The sequence below is a fragment of the Bacteroides sp. 3_1_23 genome (genome assembly GCF_000162555.1).
Taxonomy (GTDB): domain Bacteria; phylum Bacteroidota; class Bacteroidia; order Bacteroidales; family Bacteroidaceae; genus Bacteroides; species Bacteroides ovatus.
Genome location: NZ_GG774949.1, coordinates 2,599,866 through 2,614,175, shown reverse-complemented (window position 1 = coordinate 2,614,175; position 14,310 = coordinate 2,599,866). Strand labels below are relative to the sequence as shown.

11 protein-coding genes, 1 pseudogene and 1 riboswitch are annotated in these 14,310 nt (G+C 41.3%); of the genes and pseudogenes, 10 read left to right on the top strand and 2 right to left on the bottom strand.

Annotated elements, in window-relative coordinates; genetic code table 11:
* Nucleotides 1-11 precede the first annotated feature (11 nt).
* A complete protein-coding gene (gene nrdG, locus HMPREF9010_RS13975) occupies nucleotides 12-497 on the bottom strand; it encodes an anaerobic ribonucleoside-triphosphate reductase activating protein (RefSeq protein ID WP_008648618.1) in 486 nt (161 codons plus the stop codon).
* Nucleotides 481-2,574: an anaerobic ribonucleoside-triphosphate reductase gene (gene nrdD / locus HMPREF9010_RS13980; protein WP_008648617.1), complete on the bottom strand. Its 2,094-nt coding sequence runs from the start codon at nucleotides 2,572-2,574 to the stop codon at nucleotides 481-483. The genes nrdG and nrdD overlap by 17 nt, the downstream gene beginning before the upstream one ends.
* 129 nt (nucleotides 2,575-2,703) lie before the next feature.
* Nucleotides 2,704-2,925, bottom strand: a riboswitch (cobalamin riboswitch).
* A gap of 430 nt (nucleotides 2,926-3,355) precedes the next feature.
* Between nrdD and HMPREF9010_RS13985 the strand changes: the two genes are divergently transcribed.
* From HMPREF9010_RS13985 to HMPREF9010_RS14030, 10 genes and pseudogenes are all read left to right on the top strand, one after another.
* Entirely contained in the window at nucleotides 3,356-4,492 is a 1,137-nt protein-coding gene (locus tag HMPREF9010_RS13985; protein WP_008774604.1) for an OmpA family protein, read from the top strand.
* A 201-nt stretch (nucleotides 4,493-4,693) separates the two neighbouring features.
* On the top strand, nucleotides 4,694-5,767 hold the full coding sequence (locus tag HMPREF9010_RS13990) for an STM4015 family protein (RefSeq protein ID WP_004321288.1): 1,074 nt from the start codon (nucleotides 4,694-4,696) through the stop codon (nucleotides 5,765-5,767).
* A 3-nt stretch (nucleotides 5,768-5,770) separates the two neighbouring features.
* Nucleotides 5,771-6,781, top strand: a complete 1,011-nt coding sequence (locus HMPREF9010_RS13995; protein WP_004309702.1) for an STM4014 family protein — start codon at nucleotides 5,771-5,773, stop codon at nucleotides 6,779-6,781.
* On the top strand, nucleotides 6,768-7,622 hold the full coding sequence (locus tag HMPREF9010_RS14000; RefSeq protein WP_008648614.1) for an STM4013/SEN3800 family hydrolase: 855 nt from the start codon (nucleotides 6,768-6,770) through the stop codon (nucleotides 7,620-7,622). Before HMPREF9010_RS13995 ends, HMPREF9010_RS14000 begins: the two co-directional genes overlap by 14 nt.
* Nucleotides 7,619-8,896 carry an STM4012 family radical SAM protein gene (locus HMPREF9010_RS14005; protein ID WP_008648612.1) on the top strand — a complete coding sequence of 426 codons (1,278 nt, stop codon included), beginning with the start codon at nucleotides 7,619-7,621 and terminating at the stop codon, nucleotides 8,894-8,896. The genes HMPREF9010_RS14000 and HMPREF9010_RS14005 overlap by 4 nt, the downstream gene beginning before the upstream one ends.
* Before the next feature lie 11 nt (nucleotides 8,897-8,907).
* The gene (locus HMPREF9010_RS14010; RefSeq protein WP_032849288.1) at nucleotides 8,908-10,473 is read left to right on the top strand and encodes an STM4011 family radical SAM protein; all 1,566 of its coding nucleotides are present in this window, start codon (nucleotides 8,908-8,910) and stop codon (nucleotides 10,471-10,473) included.
* A gap of 237 nt (nucleotides 10,474-10,710) precedes the next feature.
* A complete protein-coding gene (locus HMPREF9010_RS14015; RefSeq protein ID WP_008648610.1) occupies nucleotides 10,711-12,075 on the top strand; it encodes an MATE family efflux transporter in 1,365 nt (454 codons plus the stop codon).
* Between the two features lie 40 nt (nucleotides 12,076-12,115).
* Nucleotides 12,116-12,663: pseudogene (locus HMPREF9010_RS14020) on the top strand (Crp/Fnr family transcriptional regulator).
* Nucleotides 12,664-12,786: 123 nt separating this feature from the next.
* Nucleotides 12,787-13,665: a helix-turn-helix domain-containing protein gene (locus tag HMPREF9010_RS14025; RefSeq protein ID WP_008648609.1), complete on the top strand. Its 879-nt coding sequence runs from the start codon at nucleotides 12,787-12,789 to the stop codon at nucleotides 13,663-13,665.
* Nucleotides 13,666-13,757: 92 nt separating this feature from the next.
* Nucleotides 13,758-14,180, top strand: coding sequence for a pyridoxamine 5'-phosphate oxidase family protein (locus HMPREF9010_RS14030; protein WP_004309698.1), 423 nt, complete (start codon nucleotides 13,758-13,760; stop codon nucleotides 14,178-14,180).
* The last annotated feature ends 130 nt before the right edge of the window (nucleotides 14,181-14,310 follow it).

The following is a 14,310-nucleotide window of genomic DNA, read 5'->3' as shown; positions in this document are numbered from 1 at the left end:
CGTTTCTCTTATTAAGAAATCTTTTTGGAATGATGGGGGAGAAAACGATAAGTTATATCCTCCATTATTCCATTTTCTATGTGGTACAACCGTTGATTGGTCGTTTCAGATTTTAATCCTCCCAGAGACTCGATGTAAGGTCCCAACTTTATATATTGGAAATGAGATACATTAAAGTGCTCCGGCAGCTTGCTCTTCCCGGAGTACCATCCGACTTTTACCGGAGTGATGGTCTGCTTGTGTAAAAAAGCAGCTAATTGTTCCACTTCTGCGGGTGAAGCATCACCGCCCATGAAACAGACACAGGTGATCGCTTTTCCATATTTACCGAGCAGGGTAGAAAGACTTTCTTCCGTCAACGGTTCTCCTACGTCCTCCATTAGATATGCACTGTGGCACCCTTTACAATGGTTGGGGCAGTTGGAGAGGTTGATGGCTAATGTTACCTCATCCGGTATCTCCTGAAAAACAATATCATAATCAGCGTACCGAAGCATAATATCTTAAATCGGCCTCCTTTTGCCGTGCTTGGGAGAAATTGCTGATACGTTTCATATATCCGATGACGCGGGTCAGATAATCCACATTCTCGCTGTGACATTCGGGACATTCATGCAAATATCGTTTGTCGATATGATGGCATTTGTTACATACTGTATTCGGAATATTGAATGTGAAGTAGTTGCAACCTTCGGTAGCGGCAACACGAAGCAACTGCCGGTATTGCTCTTTGCTAAGATGCTCTTCCAGATTCATGTGCAAAGCCGAACCACCCGTCAGATGCTCGATATAACGATGCCCGTGCAGGCGGAATTTATCGACAATGTTCAGCGATTTGTCTTCTACAATATAGAAATAGCTGTTGTAACATTCGCGGTAAGTCTGGAATCCGGCTTCCTTGTCCCATTTCGCGTGTTTCACACCCACATTTTCGGCAGGAATCATTTCGCAGTTGAAAAGTACTTCTTTGGTACGATATTTCTTATTGTATTTCTCAATCATGCCGAGAATCTCCTGCACAAAAGCCTCGTATTTCGGATTGTCGTTGATGTCGATTCCCATAAATTGGGCTGCTTCCACCAGTCCGTTCACGCCGATAGTCAGATATTGGCGGCTCATATTGATATAACCCGCATCAAACAAAGGTAACATACGCTTTGCCTGCAATAATTTCAGGTTCTCATTATAGGCAAGCTGTACTTTGTGAACCAAGTCTACTACTTCTTCCAGGAAGAAAGGGTAGAGAATACCTGATTTTACAGCATGCTGTATACAACGGTTCAGATTGATGGTCAACACGCTCTTCGAACCGGTAGAGACTCCTCCGGCTCCCAATGTATAGCTAAAGCCATTGTCCTGTATTTCATTACGCAGACGGCAGCAGCTACTCAAAGAGTCGGCATTGTCACTCATATAGGTGAAGAATGAATGTCCTTCGGCATACATTTCAGCGGTGAAGTCGCCATATTCCTTATCCAGTACATCGCCGTCTTTGGTCAGGAGTGCCATTGTCTCTACAGGGAATGTCAGAACAGTGCGTGTACGCTCCTTATTAAACCATTTCATAAAACGCTTCTGCAACCAGCTAAGCGAATCCCAGTCGGGTTTGCTTCCGTCGGGGAAAACAAAGTGCTCGAAAAGGCTATTGAAATAATACTTGTCATAATAAGCCACATTCCAGAAAACTGCTTGGAAATTGCGGGCACCCGTAGGCTGGTTGATGGAATATACGATTTGCTCGAAACAGTCTGTGATGATTTTATCGATCGATCTTTGTTTCAGAGACAAGTCTGCCAGTTTATCCGGATGTTTATAATAGTCCTGTCCGTATTCCAAACCAATGAAATAGTTCATGTACATCAGGAATTCAGGAGTGGCACATGCGCCGCTTAGCATACTGGATACGATAAATACCATGTTGATAAATCCTCCGCAGAAGGATTTCAGATTGGTCGGGGCGGTAGAATTGCCTCCTACTGCTGTTGTTCCTGCTATCAGCCAGGGATACATGGTAATACTGGCACAGTAGTTCGCCAGATTGGTTTCATCATTTTTGTAGATGAAGTGATGATTCAGGAGTTCCAAATAACGGTCGGAAGCCTCTTTACCATACATATCCCTCAAACGGTCTGTCAGCAGGCGGCGGTTGAGGCGGATGAAATTGGATTTGGGCAGTTCTCCTATCAGTGTGGCGATATTCTTATTTTCCACATTGGCGTTGGCATCGTACTTGCTACCGCTGGCAGGGTTGGAAGCATCGCAATAATCCATGAGGAATTTAAGTTTGTCTCTGACTTCACGGTCTTCCAAATGTTTTTGACGATACAGCATATACGCTTTGGCCACGCTGTAATAATGTTCTGCCATCAAGGCGACTTCCACCTGGTTTTGGATTTCCTCTACGTTTGTTCCGTCACTGATACTGACACGGCTTAACACATTGGTTATCACATCTTGCGTAGCAAAACTACCTACTGATAAAAATGCCTTGGATATGGCATTTTTGATTTTGTCGAGGGAAAAAGCTTCTTTTTTCCCGTCTCTTTTGATAATGAATATCTCCGAACTAATCATACCTATATTTTAAGAATTAACAAAATAGATTTAGTGCCTACATAGTTATTCATGCACGACAATTTCTGGAGACTTGTAATAAAATGGACCTGTACGATTCGTTCTATTGCCTTTCACCCGAAAGCCTGGAATAACGGAAATTTTATCGGCAGGTCTTCTGACTTGTTTTTGTTGTGGCGCCTTCCCGATCCGTTTCATGAATCAGTGGCAAATGAATGCCATAACATTTCTCTTTTTTATGAGAGAGATAAAACTTACAGCTACGGGGATAGTTCCGGATTTTCACTGGATTCCCTTTTAATTCCGTCTGGTGATAATGCCATTCCGGAAACCGATGTTGGCGGCAAAGTTAGAAATTAAATCAAGATTCCAATTGAAAAGGAAGAAAAATATTCGCTCTTTATCAGAACGATATATGGCATTAACAACCTGATAACTTTCCGTTTATGTTCTATTCTTCGTATTTTAGTAGAGTCCGGTTTATGTATTTCCTGCCTGATGGATGAATGAAAGTGTAGAATAATGAAACAAGATGCATAATGGTTAGCGATGTTGGGATCCCTTTCTCTTCAGGGAATGAGGCGTTTGCATTGATGTTTCCATATTTTAGATTTTTCGAAAGCATAATAGATGTTAATAGGGCTCATGGCTTGCGAACTAATTTTTGATATGATATGTTGTTTAAAGTGAATAAAGAATTAAAAAATGAACTAGAAAGTTAGACATGAACAAACAATACATTTCTAATGATTTAGCAGATAAAACATTACATTTAAAACTTATGAATATGAGAAAATCTATTATTTTATTAGCTTTTATATTGGGTGGCTTTACAGTAGCAAATGCCCAATCAGTTGTAGAAGGTACCAAACTTACAGATAATTGGTCTGTCGGAGTAAATGCCGGTGGAGTTACTCCCCTTACTCACAGTGCTTTCTTTAAAGGTATGCGTCCCACTTTTGGAGTGGGAGTCTCAAAGCAATTAACTCCTATCTTCGGTTTGGGATTCCAAGGAATGGGGTATATCAATACCACATCCAGTAAAACGGCTTTCGATGCTTCGGATGTCAGCGTATTGGGTAAAGTCAATTTGATGAATCTATTTGCAAGTTACACGGGCGAACCTCGTTTGTTTGAAGTGGAAGCTGTGGCCGGAATGGGTTGGTTACATTATTATGTGAATGGCGATGGCGATCAGAACTCCTGGTCTACGCGTTTGGGATTGAATTTCAATTTCAACTTGGGTGAAAGTAAAGCATGGACATTAGGAATCAAACCTGCCATTGTGTATGATATGCAAGGTACTTACCCTGAAACAAAGAGCCGTTTCAATGCTAATAACGCAGGTTTTGAGTTGACAGCCGGATTGACATATCACTTTAAGACAAGTAACGGAACACATCATTTTGCCAAAGTGAGAGTATATAATCAAGCCGAAATTGACGGACTGAACTCTTCAATCAATGCACTTCGTGCAGATGTAAACAACAAAGATGGTGAGATCAGCAATGCAAACCAACGTATCAACGGATTGCAGGAAGAACTTGAAGCATGCCGCACAAAAGTGGTTCCGGTGGAGACTGTAGTGAAAACCGCCCGTGTACCCGAATCTATCATTACTTTCAGACAAGGTAAATCGTCAGTTGACGCTTCACAACTTCCTAATGTGGAACGTGTAGCTTCTTACCTGAAGAAATATGCTGATTCTAAAGTGGTTATTAAGGGATACGCTTCTCCGGAAGGTAGTGTTGAAGTGAATGCCAGAATTGCCGCAGCACGTGCAGAAGCTGTAAAAACGATCTTGGTCAACAAGTATAAAATCAGTGCATCTCGTATCACTGCTGAAGGTCAGGGTGTAGGCGATATGTTTACTGAACCGGATTGGAACCGTGTAAGTATATGTACTATTGAAGATTAAACTGATATATTACAGAAATAGAATAATGAAGGCTGCCCCAAAAGGCAGCCTTTGTTGCATATCTTGGGTTGTATTTTTGAATACTCTGAAAGTTTAGTAAACAGATTTCTTTGTACATTACATAAAATGGTTATTTTTGCAGGTATTGTTCATGCGCGTTCTGTGTTGAGTGTGCAAATATCAACCATTAAAAACTGTATTATGAAGAGAGTATTCGTTTTTCAAGATTTTAAATCGCAGAAATTCTGGAGCATAGAGGTAGTCGGAACAGATGTTACTGTAAATTATGGTAAGTTGGGGACCGACGGACAAACACAAGTGAAAAACTACGCAACGACTGAAGAAGCTGAAAAAGCAGCCAGCAAACTGATTGCGGAAAAGACCAAAAAAGGGTATGTAGAAACTGCTGAAGAAACTGCACGTGAAATGAAAGTGGAAGCCAAGAAATATACTTTGAGTTATGATGAGTATGAAAACAATGTGAATCTTCTGGATAAGATATTGAAAGATAAACATCTCTCTGAATATAAACAAATAACAATCGGTTGTTGGGATTATGAGGGTGGCGACTGTTCTGCCTTATTGCAGGGAATGATTGAAAATAAGGAGAAGTTCGCACAAATAGAAGGCTTGTTCTGGGGAGATATTGAGCAGGAAGAACAGGAGATTTCATGGATTGAACAAGCTGATATTAGTCCGCTGCTCGATGCCATGCCTAAATTGAAAGATCTGAAAATCAAAGGAACCAATAATCTGCGTTTGGGAAAGACTTCACGGCCGGAGTTGCGGTCACTCGAAATTATCAGTGGTGGCCTGCCTACCGAAGTGGTAGAAGATATTCTTGGTTCTGATTTCCCCAATCTGGAAAAACTGATTCTATATGTTGGTGTGGAAGATTATGGATTTGAAGCTGATATTGAGATATTCCGTCCGTTGTTCTCCAAAGAACGTTTCCCGAAGCTGACTTATCTGGGGATCGTCAACTCTGAAGAACAGGACAAGATTGTAGAAATGTTCCTGGAGTCGGATATTCTTCCCCAACTTGAAACAATGGATGTTTCGGCTGGTACTCTCAAAGATGAAGGTGCCCAATTATTGCTGGATAATATGGATAAGATCGCTCATTTGAAGTTTATCAATATGCGCTATAATTATTTGAGCAAGGAGATGAAGAAACAGTTGCAGAGTCTCCCTATGAAAATAGATATTGCTGAAACTGAAGAGGCAGATGAATATGATGGTGAATTGTGGTATTACCCGATGATTACAGAATAGGAGATGCAGATAATCGTTGTCAGCAACTCTCTGTCCAAACGTATAGAATACTTTATTGAAGCAGGCAAACACTTGCAGGTGGAAGTTCGTTTTATGACTTACGGGGAACTTTTTAACTGCTTGCCGCAACTACGGCAGGCAGTTATCAAACTGGAACCTTGTGTAAGCGATGAAACGAATTTCCTGAAATATGCGCTGTTGAATCAGGCATATAAGGAGACACTGCAACGTTTAGGCGAGATGAGGTTATCTGATGACGTGTGCTTTTTGAATACTCCCCATGCTTTATTACGTGCTCTTGATAAAAAGGAAACTAAACAAGTGTTGATGGACAGAGGGTTGAAAGTGACTCCGATGTTACCTTCTCCCCGTTCTTTTGATGAGTTGAGAGAGCTTCTTGCCGATTGCGGTAGAGGATGCTTTTTGAAACCCCGTTACGGTTCGGGGGCGGGAGGTATTATGGCTGTTCGCTATCAACCCAACCGGAATAAATGGGTAGTCTATACTACCTTGCAACAAGTGGATGGAGTCATTCATAACACTAAACGTATCAACCGTTTGAGTACGGAAAAAGAGATGATCCCGTTGGCGGAAGCTGTGATGCAAACAGAAGCTATTTTAGAAGAATGGATTCCTAAAGAGCAGTTGCAGGGAGAGAATTATGATCTTCGTGTAGTGTGTCGGGAATCTGAAATTGATTATATCGTTGTGAGATGCAGTAAAGGAAGCATAACCAATCTGCATCTGAACAATAAGGCACATTGGTGGAACGAATTGTCTTTGCCGGAAGTAGTGCGGCAACAAATCTATTTTCAGTGTCAGGAAGCGGTTCAATCTTTGGATTTGCAATATGCCGGAGTGGATGTACTGATAGAGAGAGGAACAGATATTCCTTATATAATAGAAGTCAACGGACAGGGAGATCATGTGTATCAGGATATGTTTGCTCATAATTCTATTTATATTCAACAGATAAAAAACATAAAAAAGAGATATAACCATGCAAATAGATGAACTGCCGGCTGGCGAACAGACCCAAAATCCGGATCTGGATATGAATCAGGTGGTGGGTACTCATGATATATTGATGCTTTGCTTTGATACCTTGCGTTATGATGTCAGCAAGGAGGAAGAAGAGGCAGGAAGAACACCGGTACTGAACAGTCACGGAGGAGAATGGGAAAAAAGACATGCGCCGGGAAATTTTACTTACCCGTCTCATTTTGCCATCTTTGCAGGATTTCTGCCTTCTCCGGCGGAACCTCATTCGCTACGCAGCCGTAAGTGGTTGTTTTTCCCTGTGCAAGCTGGTACGGGACGTATTCCGCCTGCGGGAAGTTATCCGTTTACGGAAGCAACTTTTGTGCAAAGCCTTGCCAATGTAGGTTATGAAACGATTTGTATAGGAGGGGTGAACTTCTTCAGCAAGCGTAATGAACTGGGGCGTGTGTTTCCCGGTTACTTTACTAAAAGTTATTGGCTGCCGACCTTTGGATGCACGGTACCCGATAGTACTGAAAAACAAATTGATTTTGCATTGAAGAAACTCGAAAACTATCCGGAGGACAAACGGATTTTTATGTATATCAATTTTTCTGCTATTCATTATCCGAACTGTCATTATGTGGAAGGCAAGATGAAGGATGATAAGGAATCACACGCTGCCGCGCTGCAATATGTCGACAGTCAGCTACCCCGTTTATTTCAGGCCTTTCAGAAGCGGGGAAATACGCTGGTGATTGCTCTTTCCGATCATGGCACTTGCTATGGAGAGGATGGATATGAATATCATTGCATATCCCACGAAACGGTTTATACAGTCCCTTACAAACACTTTATTTTAACGAAAAAATGAATCAACCGCTACCACGATATGTAGACTATATGTATAGTTATCCACATAAAACTGCTTATCGTTCTTTTCCGTCCCCGGTTTCGCTGGTTCCTTACCTGAAACAGGTGGAAGGACAGAAAGCATCGCTTTATTTCCATATTCCTTTTTGTAGTCATAAATGTGGATATTGCAACCTGTTTTCTCTGCAAACAAATCGTGCGGATTATATCGCAACTTATTTGGAAACTCTTCACAAGCAGGCGCAACAGTTGTCTCCACTCACTACCGGACTGGCATTTGATAGTTTCGCCATTGGAGGAGGCACACCGTTGCTCCTCACTGTTCCTCAACTGGAATACCTATTGGATACGGCTGCCTTATTCGGAGTGCATCCTTCACATACCTTTACTTCCGTAGAAACATCGCCGGAATATGCCGATCCTACCCGTTTGGACTTGTTGAAGCAAGCAGGAGTAGCTCGTGTGAGTATTGGCGTACAGAGTTTCCTTGACGAAGAATTAACAGCTTTGAAAAGACGTCCCCGGCAAGACATGATTAATCAGGCGCTGGAGGCTATCCGGAAGAGGCAATTCCCATTTTTTAATATTGATTTGATTTACGGAATCAAAGGACAAACTGTAGCCAGTTTTCTTTATTCATTGGAACAGGCTCTTCTGTTTCAGCCTAACGAACTCTTTATCTATCCGCTATATGTACGACCGGGAACGGCTATCACGGAGCGGGAATCCGACGATGTCTGTTTTCAGATGTATTGTGCCGCTTGTGATTTGTTGAAAGACAGAGGTTTTCTACAAACTTCGATGCGACGTTTTATTCATCATCCGTCTACTGATGCGGAAATCTCATGTGGGGATGAAGTGATGCTGTCGTGTGGCTCCGGGGGACGCAGTTACCTGGGTAATTTGCATTATGCCACCCGGTATACTGTTTGCCAGCGTTGTATTGCCGGAGAGATAGATGATTATATGGGCACTACTGATTTTACAGTGGCTCGTAATGGATTTATTCTTTCGCAGGAAGAACGGCGGCAACGTTTTATCATTAAGAATCTGATGTATTATATGGGGCTTGACAAGACCGAATATAAGCGTCGCTTTGGAGAATCACCGGATAATGTGACGTTGTTCCGACAGTTAGCTGAACGGCAATGGATAGAAAATACGGATAACGGTCGTGTTTGTCTGACTTCCGAAGGAATGGCATACTCCGATTATATTGGTCAGTTGTTCATTACTCCTGAAATAAGAGAACTGATGGAAACTTATTCTTATTGAACGAAATAGAAATGGAAAACGAAGGCTCTTTACTTTCCTTCAGGCGTATATATTATCGCGGCAAATTGAATAGTTGCAACTATACCTGTTCTTATTGCCCTTTCGGCAAGAAGTCGCATCTGGCAGATACGACCCAGGATGAACAGGCATGGAATCGTTTTATAGCAGCTATTGAACAATGGAAAGGGGAGCCGTTGCAGTTATTTATTATTCCTTACGGTGAAGCATTGATCCATCGTTATTATCGGAAAGGAATGATGCATTTGGCAGCATTGCCACAGGTGGCTGGAATTTCCTGTCAGACTAACCTTTCTTTTCCGGCTAAACACTGGCTTGATGAGATTCGTGTGACTCCCACTATGATAAGTAAGATAAGGCTCTGGGCCAGTTTTCATCCAGAGATGACTTCGGTAGAGAAATTTGCACATCAGATTCATATACTCCATCATGCGGGAATACAGGTATGTGTCGGAGCGGTAGGAAATCCCTCTGCAAAGGCCGTACTCAATGATTTACGGAATACTCTTTTGCCGGATATTTATTTATTCATTAATGCTATGCAAGGGTTAAGGACACCATTAAGTCAGGAAGATATTCAGTTTTTCAGTCAACTGGATAATCTTTTCGAGTATGACTTGAAGAATGCTCCGGCACAATGGGAAGTTTGCGCAGGAGGAAGGAATAATTGTTTTATCGATTGGAAAGGGGATATGTATGTTTGTCCCCGAAGCCGGGTGAAGATTGGTAATTTTTATCAAGGTGATGGAGCTGTTGTGCCGCTATCTTGCGAGAGGAAGGTTTGTGATTGTTATATTGCGTTTAGTAACCTGAACAATCACCCTTTACATCGAATCATGGGAGAAGAGGCGTTCTGGCGAATACCTGACAAGCCACTTATTACGACTGTTTTCTTCGATGTGGATGGAACACTGACTGATTCACAGGGAAAAGTTCCTGAAAGTTATGCTAACGCTTTGCGATATATGGCACAGTCCGTTTCCTTATATCTTGCCACTTCTCTGTCGATGGAGCAGGCGAAGAAAAAGCTGGGAAAGGCTCTTTTCGATTTATTCAGGGGAGGAGTGTTTGCAGATGGAGGTTTATTATCTTATTCGCGGCAGATTAAGTGTTTGCCGGTGAAAGTATATCCGGAGGTATATGGAGAATCGTCAAAAGTTACTATTCATAGTTATGAAGGAGTGGTTTACAAGTATAGTATATTGGTACGTGATAAAGAACAGAGAGAATCTATTCTTACCCGGTTGAAAGAAAATCCCTGCCAGGTCTTTCATAAAGCTCCGCTGATAACAGTCATTCATCCTGAAGCGAGTAAAAAAGAGGGGGTGCTTCAGTTATGTAAGGCTTTGGGTTTAGCTTCTGAACACACTTTAGTTGTAGGAAATTCGTTAAAGGACTGGCCGATGATGTCCGTGGTTTCTCATTCTTGTGCCGTAATGAATGCGGAACCCTTATTAAAAGAACGCGCACGTTATACGCTGAATCCGGATCGGTTGGCAGCTTTCTTTCGTTTTTCTAACGGAGATCCTATAGATCAAACCTCGTCTGATAATAGTTGATATATAGCTAGTTACATCTCCATAAGAAAATAAAAACCGGTTAAAATTTGGTAATTATGAAAACAAAGCCCATATTTGCAGCCCTGAAATAGGGACAGGCATAAAAATCCTCATCGGAGGGTGCTATAATAATAATTATAGTGCTGGATAAGATGAATGGTGCAAATCATTCGCTTGTCCGGCACTTTTTTTATGTTGTAACAAAATAAGATAAAGAGGAAAAGTATCGAAGAAACTATGAAAGAGTTAGATTTGACACAAGGAAGCGTACCGAAGGTATTGTTGCAGTTTGCAGTACCTTTTTTAATTGCTAATGTACTTCAGGCACTTTATGGCGGGGCTGACCTTTTCGTTGTCGGACAATATGATGATTCGGCAAGTGTGGCAGCCGTAGCTATTGGTAGTCAGGTGATGCAGACAATAACAGGTATTATTCTGGGTATTACTACCGGGACAACAGTGCTGATTGCTATTGCTACCGGAGCCAAAGACAATCGGAAAGTAGCTTTTACTATCGGATCTTCCGTATGGTTGTTTTCAATAACCGGCGTAGTGCTAACTTTGGTCATGGTACTTTTTCATGGTCGGATAGCAGAACTGATGCATACTCCCGTAGAAGCTATGGCAGATACGAAAAGCTATATTTTGGTATGCTCTCTGGGTATTCTGTTTATAGTGGGATATAATGTTGTATGTGGTATTTTGCGTGGACTGGGTGATTCTAAAACACCACTTTATTTTGTTGGGCTGGCATGTGTGATAAATATAGTGCTCGATTTTATATTGGTCGGTTATTTCCATTGGGGGGCTACGGGAGCGGCTATCGCTACTGTAACTGCACAAGGAGTCAGCTTTGGAATAGCGCTCTGGTTCTTATACCGGCACGGATTCCATTTTGACTTTTCACGGAAAGATATTCGATTGAACCGGAATCTGTCTAAAAAGATCTTGGTGTTGGGAGCACCTATTGCTTTGCAGGATGCTTTAATCAATGTTTCTTTTCTGATTATCACTGTCATTGTCAATCAGATGGGAGTCATTGCATCTGCTTCTTTGGGTGTTGTTGAGAAAATCATCGTGTTTGCTATGCTGCCTCCGATGGCTATATCATCGGCTGTGGCAACCATGACTGCACAGAATTATGGAGCGGGACTTATCAAGAGAATGAATAAATGTCTGGCTTCGGGGATTGGGATTGCTCTTGTTTTCGGTGTGTCGGTTTGCGTGTATTCGCAATTCCTGCCGGAGACTCTTACTGCTTTCTTTACGAAAGATGCTGCTGTGGTGGCAATGGCGGCAGATTATTTGCGAGGGTATAGCATCGACTGCATCGTGGTTAGTTTCGTGTTCTGCATTAATTCTTATTTCAGCGGACAAGGAAACTCGTTATTCCCGATGATTCACAGTCTGATAGCCACTTTCCTGTTCCGTATACCGTTGTCATACTGGTTCAGCCAGATAGATAGCTCGTCGCTGTTTATCATGGGATTTGCTCCACCCATTTCAACGGTCGTTTCATTATTGATTTGTATCTGGTATTTACGATATACCCAAAGGAAATTATATTTGAGAGGCACAATGATGCCTGCTATGTCGAATTAGGTGTTTTTAAGTGACATATATTAACTAAAATCTATTTTGTATGGAAGCTTATTTGAAGAAACTCTGTTTTGAGTATCAGGTGGATGAAAGAGAAGTGAAAGAGCTGTTGGCTCGAATGGAAATGGTGTATCTGGATAAAGGAGAAACGATTGCTTCTGCCACATTGCCAGAACAGAGCTTGTACATTATTGTTTCCGGTATTTTGCATACATATACCACTCATGAAGGAGAAGAGAGAACCAATCGGTTTTTCTCTGCGGGTGATGCTGTGTTATGCTATAATTCAAGTCAGTATTCTATCAAGACACTGACGAAATGTGCTGCTTATTACATCAGTGAAGAGGAGATTGAAGAGTTGTGTGCATCTTCAATTTCATTTGCGAATCTGGTCCGTCAACTGATGGAGTATCAGTTTTACTTTAAAGAGGAAGAGGATATGAATGCCCGCAAGCTGACAGTAAGGGAAAGGTACCTCTCTTTATTGGCGGAAATTCCGGATATTCTGTACAGGGTGCCATTGAAGCACATTAATCATTACTTGGGGCAGATGTGACCAGTTTGGGATATCTGGCCGGAAGTTCTAAATAGGAAATATAACCTAGACATATTTTTCTATGTATTCCTTATCAGATGGTTCATGGCTTATTCAATCGAATCGAATTTGAAAAGTCTTTGGATTATTTGGTAAGGAATACTATTTTTGTATTCTGAATGAAAAACTCAATACCTCGATATACTTTTTATAAGCATAAGTATGGGAGTGAACTTTTGGTCGATGTAGTAGAACTGAAGTATGTGAAGAAGTTCCTGGCTAAAAGTGCTGTCCACACTCTAAATTATTATGATATTACTTTTATAACAGAAGGTAAGGGAGCTTTTTCAGTCGATAACCAAACCTATGAAGCAATTCCTCGTGACGTTCTTTTCTCTAAACCGGGGGAAATCCGGAACTGGGATACTCATCATATCACCAATGGGTATGCTCTGATTTTCGAAGAAGAATTTTTGTCTTTCCTCTTTAAAGATTCTTTGTTTGTACAGCATCTTTCGTTTTTTCAGATAGAAAGTTCTTCATCGCTACTACATTTGTCTGATGAGCTTTATACACGCATACTTGAAACCTTGCATGATATAAAGATGGAGATTGATTCGTATCAACAGGGCGATGTACACGTTTTGAGAGCATTGCTTTATGAAGTCCTGATGTTGCTGGACCGTGCTTACCTTAAAATGACTTCGATAGAGGAGGGCAGAAGTAGGGAAGTTTCCAATAATCATGTAAGTAAATTCATGAATTTGGTTGCTACACATGCAAAAGAGCAACATTCGGTTCAATATTATGCGGATAAGCTCTGCATTACTCCTAATTATCTGAATGAGATGATAACCTCGACCATGGGAATCAGCGCAAAACAATATATTCAGAGCAAGGTGATGGAAGAGGCTAAGAGGCTGCTTGTTTATACGGACTTTCCTATAGCTGATATTGCATTTGAACTCTGTTTTTCAACGGTTTCTTATTTTATCCGTAGCTTCCGGCAGCATACGGGAGAAACTCCGTTATTGTATCGTAAAGTACACAAACCGTAAAAAGTGCTATTTCTACCTTTCTTTTTATTGCATTGCTTTCCTGGCATTTCTCTACTTTCGCATCAGATAATAAACCAATAATAAAAAGTAAAATGATGAGAGACGCGGAAAAAACAGTAGGCAACATGATTGATAAGCTGAAAACAGCTTTTATCGGTTCGATAGACGGTGAAGGATTTCCTACCATCAAAGCAATGCTGCAACCCAGAAAAAGAAAGGGGATAAAAACTATTTATCTGACAACAAATACTTCGTCCATGCGTGTGGCGCAATACCGTGAGAACAACCATGCGTGTATCTACTTCTGTGATACGAGATTCTTTAGAGGTGTCATGCTACGCGGTACGATGGATGTCTTGACGGATAGTGCCAGTAAAGAGATGATCTGGCAGGAGGGAGATACCATGTATTATCCGGAGGGAGTGACGGATCCCGATTACTGTGTATTGAAGTTTACTGCTATTTCAGGACGTTTCTATAGTAATTTTAAATCGGAAGATTTTGTGGTCGAATAAGGTGCAAGATGGGGTGATTGGAATGGTAATAACGGAGTGTGTCAAAACGCAGATTAACGCAAATTATCGCAGAAATAATTTTATAAGTCGTTGATTAATATATCAATATAATTGGAATAATCTGCGATAA

Excerpts from the sequence above, each read along its gene's own strand:
- nrdG (WP_008648618.1), bottom strand. The coding sequence starts at position 497 with ATGCTTCGGTACGCTGATTATGATATTGTTTTTCAGGAGATACCGGAT.
- nrdD (WP_008648617.1), bottom strand. The coding sequence starts at position 2,574 with ATGATTAGTTCGGAGATATTCATTATCAAAAGAGACGGGAAAAAAGAA.
- HMPREF9010_RS13985 (WP_008774604.1), top strand. The coding sequence starts at position 3,356 with ATGAATATGAGAAAATCTATTATTTTATTAGCTTTTATATTGGGTGGC.
- HMPREF9010_RS13990 (WP_004321288.1), top strand. The coding sequence starts at position 4,694 with ATGAAGAGAGTATTCGTTTTTCAAGATTTTAAATCGCAGAAATTCTGG.
- HMPREF9010_RS13995 (WP_004309702.1), top strand. The coding sequence starts at position 5,771 with ATGCAGATAATCGTTGTCAGCAACTCTCTGTCCAAACGTATAGAATAC.
- HMPREF9010_RS14000 (WP_008648614.1), top strand. The coding sequence starts at position 6,768 with ATGCAAATAGATGAACTGCCGGCTGGCGAACAGACCCAAAATCCGGAT.
- HMPREF9010_RS14005 (WP_008648612.1), top strand. The coding sequence starts at position 7,619 with ATGAATCAACCGCTACCACGATATGTAGACTATATGTATAGTTATCCA.
- HMPREF9010_RS14010 (WP_032849288.1), top strand. The coding sequence starts at position 8,908 with ATGGAAAACGAAGGCTCTTTACTTTCCTTCAGGCGTATATATTATCGC.
- HMPREF9010_RS14015 (WP_008648610.1), top strand. The coding sequence starts at position 10,711 with ATGAAAGAGTTAGATTTGACACAAGGAAGCGTACCGAAGGTATTGTTG.
- HMPREF9010_RS14025 (WP_008648609.1), top strand. The coding sequence starts at position 12,787 with ATGAAAAACTCAATACCTCGATATACTTTTTATAAGCATAAGTATGGG.
- HMPREF9010_RS14030 (WP_004309698.1), top strand. The coding sequence starts at position 13,758 with ATGATGAGAGACGCGGAAAAAACAGTAGGCAACATGATTGATAAGCTG.